Genomic DNA, 4,528 nt, shown 5'->3' on the forward strand with positions numbered 1-4,528 from the left:
CAATTGCATGCGCTTGTAGCGACTTGTGCACAAAGAGATCTCAATCCGGCAGAAGAAATTTATAGAATAGCACAAAACCTTGGCTATCAGAACCAAGCAGTGCAAGCGAATAATCAAGTTGCAGAACTTCAAAGTCGGCAGAATTCTGCGAGAACCTTAACGGCATCTGGTGGAGGGGGCGTGACGGGTCCACTTTCATGGGAAACGATGGACGCTATGACGGATAAAGAGTTTCAAGCGTGGTACAGTAATCCAAAGAACCGAGTGCTTATACGCAAATTGAGTGGTGCAGATGATGAAGATTAAGTGAAAGACTTTTAGAGAATAAGCCGCCTTTGGTGCGGGTTGGTGGTCCGGCTTTAAGCCGGTTTTTTTATAGCAAAGAAAGGTGAAATAAATGGCAACAACACATATAGGGATTAATGATCCCCATGCGTTAAAAACATGGGCGAGAATTCTTGATGCGGAGGTCTCCAAAGCAACTCCTATTGCTCCTTTGATGGGGCAGGATTCCAATAGCATTATTCAGGTGAAAACAGAGACGCAAAAAGGCAAAGGGGATTGTGTAACATTTAGTCTGCGAGCTCAGTTATCAGGACGTGGTGTGAGTGAGGGTGAAACCCTTGAAGGCAATGAAGAGGCACTACAATTCCTTCATGATAAACTGTATATCAATGAACTTTATCATGGAACAAGAATTGCCAATGAAGGCACTATTGATAATCAGCGCACATTGTTTAATTTGCGCGAAGAAGCCAAAAACAGTTTATCAGATTGGTATGCGGACCGTTTGAGTTTGATGTTTTTCGTTCACGCTTGCGGTTATACAGCCAACAGGCTTAATTTTGAGGGAGAACTGGTTGATCTTGATCCTCTTTTTTGGGGCTTTAATGCACCATTAGCTCCAAGCAGTAAGCGCATTGTGCGACCAGAAGCAAAAACCAAGGATGAAGAGCTTACAGAAAAAGCCAAACACAGCTTTAATCTTAAATTGATAGATGAAGCGGTTCAGTGCGCTAAGCTAGCGAATCCTAAAATTAGACCGGTTCGCGTGAATGGCGAGAGTGTTTATGTGTTGTATTTGCATCCCATTCAGGTGACACAATTGCGCACTAATACAGAGACGGGTCAATGGCTTGATATTCAGAAAGCTGCTTATACCGGTTCGCGTTCCAAAAACCCAATCTTTGATGGTTCTCTAGGCATGTACAACGGTGTGATTTTACGTGAATCAGAGCATGTCACCAATGGTGTTAAATCCACGGATAGTACACGTCTTGCAGGTGTGCGCCGTGCTGTTTTGCTTGGAGCGCAAAGTGTCGTTATGGCATTTGGTAAGAGTTACGGTAAGACCCGCTATAAAATCGAAGAAGAAACCTTCGACTACAAACGCGAATACGGTTTTGGAGTGCATACAATTATGGGCATGAAGAAAACGCGTTTCCAAATGCCCGGAAGAGCACAAGGAGCCCAAGATTTTGGAACGATAGTTATCCCCACCTACAGCGGTGAAGTTGAGTGATGAGGAAAGGAAATAGGACATGGTAGATGGCGTAACAGGACACTTACACGGCAGAGATCTTCATACACATCAGGTCAGTTTTTTGCGTTTGAATATCTCGCATAAAGATAAGCATTTGACGCGCAAAATCGGGACTTTACCGCGTGGTGCAATGATCCTTTCGATTAAAGCGTTTGTGAAGACAGCGTTTTCGGATGCGAAATTAAAGATAGGCAGCACCTATGGTGGTAATGAGTTTAGTGAAAAGGATATCAAAACCCAAAGCACTCAAGATTTTACATCAACCAACCAAAAAGAGTTTGTTCCAGAAGATCAAGAGCTTACGCTTTATGCAACACGGGATAAAACAACCGCGGCTGGTGAGTGTGTTGTGGTCGTGCAATTCGTGACCAATCGTTGAGAGGTATAGGGGAAGGCTTAATTCCCCTCACGATTTATGGAGCAGATTGTACAGAGAGTTGTAAATTAAGGGCAGATAAGACAGCGACTAAGGTAGAAAGTTTAGGATCACCTGTTTTGCTTAAAGAGCGGTATAATCCACTGCGTTCGCGATTGGTTTCTTTTGCTAAGGCACTCATATTTTGTGCTCTAGCAACAATACCAAGGGCATCCGCTATATGAGAGGCATCACCAGTTTTAAAGGCTTCATTTAAAAAGACTTCTTGAGATTCTGGTGTTGTGAGGTGTTTTTCAAAGTTAAAGGTTTTCAATTTCATTTTTAAGATCCTCTAAAAGAGATAAGGCTTTTTGAATATCACTGGATTGTGTGGATTTGTCACCACCACAAAGCAATATAATGATTTTATCGCCTTTTTTTGTAAAATAAATTCGGTAACCAGCACCATAGTGGATACGTAATTCACCTATACCATTAAAAAACTTTGCATCACCCAAAAGCCCTGAACGAATTCTATGAAGCCTTGCAAGAATTATATTAGCAGCTTTTCTGTCTTTAAGTTTTTCTAACCAGTTATCGAATTCATCTGTTGTTTTTATTATCGCTACCATCAGTGCACTATACTACACAATATATATAATATCAATAGTAATAATTTTTACTGAGAGGTATTTTGATGACACGTCATTATATTCGGATTAAAACCGGAGGACCGATACCAGTAAAGCGAGATGTTTATCGTCATAAGAGAACACTTTCGCACTTAGTGTCGGTCATTCAAGATGAGATTGATGACATAGCCGATGAGTATGTTCAACAAATCCAAGAAAGCATTTTTGCAGCCATTCGTTTTTGTGAACGGGAGACCTTTTACTTTAACGAAAGCCGTGATGTGGTGTTTGAGACACGGGCGGGACAAGGTGTTTATGATGCAAGCACTACCAGCCATATCGAAAGTGCTGTTAAAATCAAAAACGTTTATCTGAGTTCTGATCAACATCATAAGTTTGCCTTGGAATGTAAGGACCATGTTTCTTTAGAGCCTTTGTTATCATCAGAGCAGCAAGGAACGCCGGTTTGTTACAGTTATTTTGATAGGAAATTACATCTTTATCCCACACCGGATAAAGCCTATCAGATTCAACTCATTCTCTCTCCATTGCGTTTATCAGAGATAGTACTCAGTATAATATCAAAAAACACAATAAAGTCAATAGGTTGTGTGAAGTTATTTTATATGAATCCACTTAAGAATCCACATTTTTATACGTGATTCATTTGACCATTTTTTATATAAGATTGGCATGTATGAATAGACCATAAAAAGCAAATCATGATGTAAATATTATAACGCATGTGTGTATTCAAATAAAATGAAAAGCCGATATCATTCATAACAGTTCATAAATTTTATGATACGTTTTTATCACAGCACAAATCACATTGTTTTAAATTTAGTCGTTTAAAAATATCGATAACATACGTTTAAAGATCACATCTTGTTTTAAAGATTGGATTGTTAATCACATAAAAGAGCAAATTAACATTCGCCAAAATTGGCGAGCGCAAAATAGAGAGCTGTCATAACAGCATCATCATAACACCGAACATTTTAAAGATTGCATAAAAGGATTTAAAGACAAGATCGATTTTATAACCACGGTATTTTTTTACCGAGGTAGGAAATAAAGGTCATGAAATTCAAATGCTATATCTTATGAAATGAAAAGCCTTTTAATGAATAGATTGCAGGCTAGTCTTTAAGAATGGAACTATTCGCTTCCACAAAAAAATGGAGGCAAATAATGCCATGGCAGTAGAATAACTATCTACTTTAGATTTGGTACTAAAAACGTTTTAAAAGTTATAGTTTAAAAATACGAAACCAAATGAGCTCTTTCCAAATTTGGGGGCAGCTATTAAGACAAAGATAAGCAAACAAACTTCAAAACCATTGTAACATCATAAGGTATGGGTTTTTACTCAATTTTGAGTCAAAAGCTGTAATATTTAAGAATGCTCTATTCTAAGATAACATCCCCAAAATGGACCGGCTAATATTTAAAGAAATTAGGTTTTAATGAAAAGTACAAATACGCTTATGAGAACCTCTTTAAATGCACGTTTAAACGTTTGAAACATAAAATGAGATCTTTATAAGAAACGTTAAAACTTTTTTTTATTACAGTTATAACTTAGTTATCATTTGCTCTTAAGAACGTTTCATTTATGAAAAACGAAGATCTAGATTTCACAGCAGAGCAAAATCTTAAAAACCTTACACTTTATAAAAGCGTTTGTTTATTTATCTTATGAAAAGCTGCTTTTAAAAACCAATGCTTGCAAGCTAAAAAGAACGTTTTTTGCAGATATTTATTGAATATGCATTTGCTTTTGATTGAATTATTAAAGCTACCGAGCGTTTTGATACGTTTGAGAGCAACAAAAAGCGTTTATAGGTTTTCTCATTCAAATGAGTGAGTAAAAATCAAACGCATCATTTACATTCCTTTTGATAAGTTTTCATAAAGATAATAGAGCGCTTGCAATATGATACGTTTTGTATATATGCACTGATTACTCCATTGTGGATGATTCATTTTAATCAA

General features: G+C 37.5%; 5 protein-coding genes and 1 pseudogene. 4 read left to right on the forward strand and 2 right to left on the reverse strand.

What is annotated here, in order from left to right; translation table 11 throughout:
* From ACFILO_RS08965 to ACFILO_RS08975, 3 genes and pseudogenes are all read left to right on the forward strand, one after another.
* A pseudogene (locus ACFILO_RS08965) lies at positions 1–306 on the forward strand (hypothetical protein); the annotation flags it as partial.
* A gap of 91 nt (positions 307–397) precedes the next feature.
* Positions 398–1,522 carry a N4-gp56 family major capsid protein gene (locus ACFILO_RS08970; protein ID WP_273788714.1) on the forward strand — a complete coding sequence of 375 codons (1,125 nt, stop codon included), beginning with the start codon at positions 398–400 and terminating at the stop codon, positions 1,520–1,522.
* A gap of 19 nt (positions 1,523–1,541) precedes the next feature.
* The gene (locus ACFILO_RS08975) at positions 1,542–1,922 is read left to right on the forward strand and encodes a hypothetical protein (protein ID WP_375633221.1); all 381 of its coding nucleotides are present in this window, start codon (positions 1,542–1,544) and stop codon (positions 1,920–1,922) included.
* Between the two features lie 34 nt (positions 1,923–1,956).
* Here ACFILO_RS08975 and ACFILO_RS08980 read toward each other — a convergent pair whose 3' ends face one another.
* Together ACFILO_RS08980 and ACFILO_RS08985 are read right to left on the reverse strand one after the other, a co-directional pair.
* Complete coding sequence (locus tag ACFILO_RS08980) at positions 1,957–2,238, reverse strand: addiction module antidote protein (protein ID WP_273788712.1); 282 nt, start codon at positions 2,236–2,238, stop codon at positions 1,957–1,959.
* Positions 2,219–2,530: a type II toxin-antitoxin system RelE/ParE family toxin gene (locus ACFILO_RS08985; protein ID WP_017196508.1), complete on the reverse strand. Its 312-nt coding sequence runs from the start codon at positions 2,528–2,530 to the stop codon at positions 2,219–2,221. The genes ACFILO_RS08980 and ACFILO_RS08985 overlap by 20 nt, the downstream gene beginning before the upstream one ends.
* A gap of 65 nt (positions 2,531–2,595) precedes the next feature.
* On the opposite strand from ACFILO_RS08985, the gene ACFILO_RS08990 reads away from it, so the two are divergent.
* The gene (locus ACFILO_RS08990) at positions 2,596–3,192 is read left to right on the forward strand and encodes a hypothetical protein (RefSeq protein ID WP_375678169.1); all 597 of its coding nucleotides are present in this window, start codon (positions 2,596–2,598) and stop codon (positions 3,190–3,192) included.
* The last annotated feature ends 1,336 nt before the right edge of the window (positions 3,193–4,528 follow it).

This window comes from Bartonella sp. AP72JLCBS (assembly GCF_042195705.1).
GTDB lineage: Bacteria > Pseudomonadota > Alphaproteobacteria > Rhizobiales > Rhizobiaceae > Bartonella.

Coding starts and splice junctions, on each gene's coding strand:
- ACFILO_RS08980 (WP_273788712.1), bottom strand. CDS start 2,238: ATGAAATTGAAAACCTTTAACTTTGAAAAACACCTCACAACACCAGAA.
- ACFILO_RS08975 (WP_375633221.1), top strand. CDS start 1,542: ATGGTAGATGGCGTAACAGGACACTTACACGGCAGAGATCTTCATACA.
- ACFILO_RS08990 (WP_375678169.1), top strand. CDS start 2,596: ATGACACGTCATTATATTCGGATTAAAACCGGAGGACCGATACCAGTA.
- ACFILO_RS08985 (WP_017196508.1), bottom strand. CDS start 2,530: ATGGTAGCGATAATAAAAACAACAGATGAATTCGATAACTGGTTAGAA.
- ACFILO_RS08970 (WP_273788714.1), top strand. CDS start 398: ATGGCAACAACACATATAGGGATTAATGATCCCCATGCGTTAAAAACA.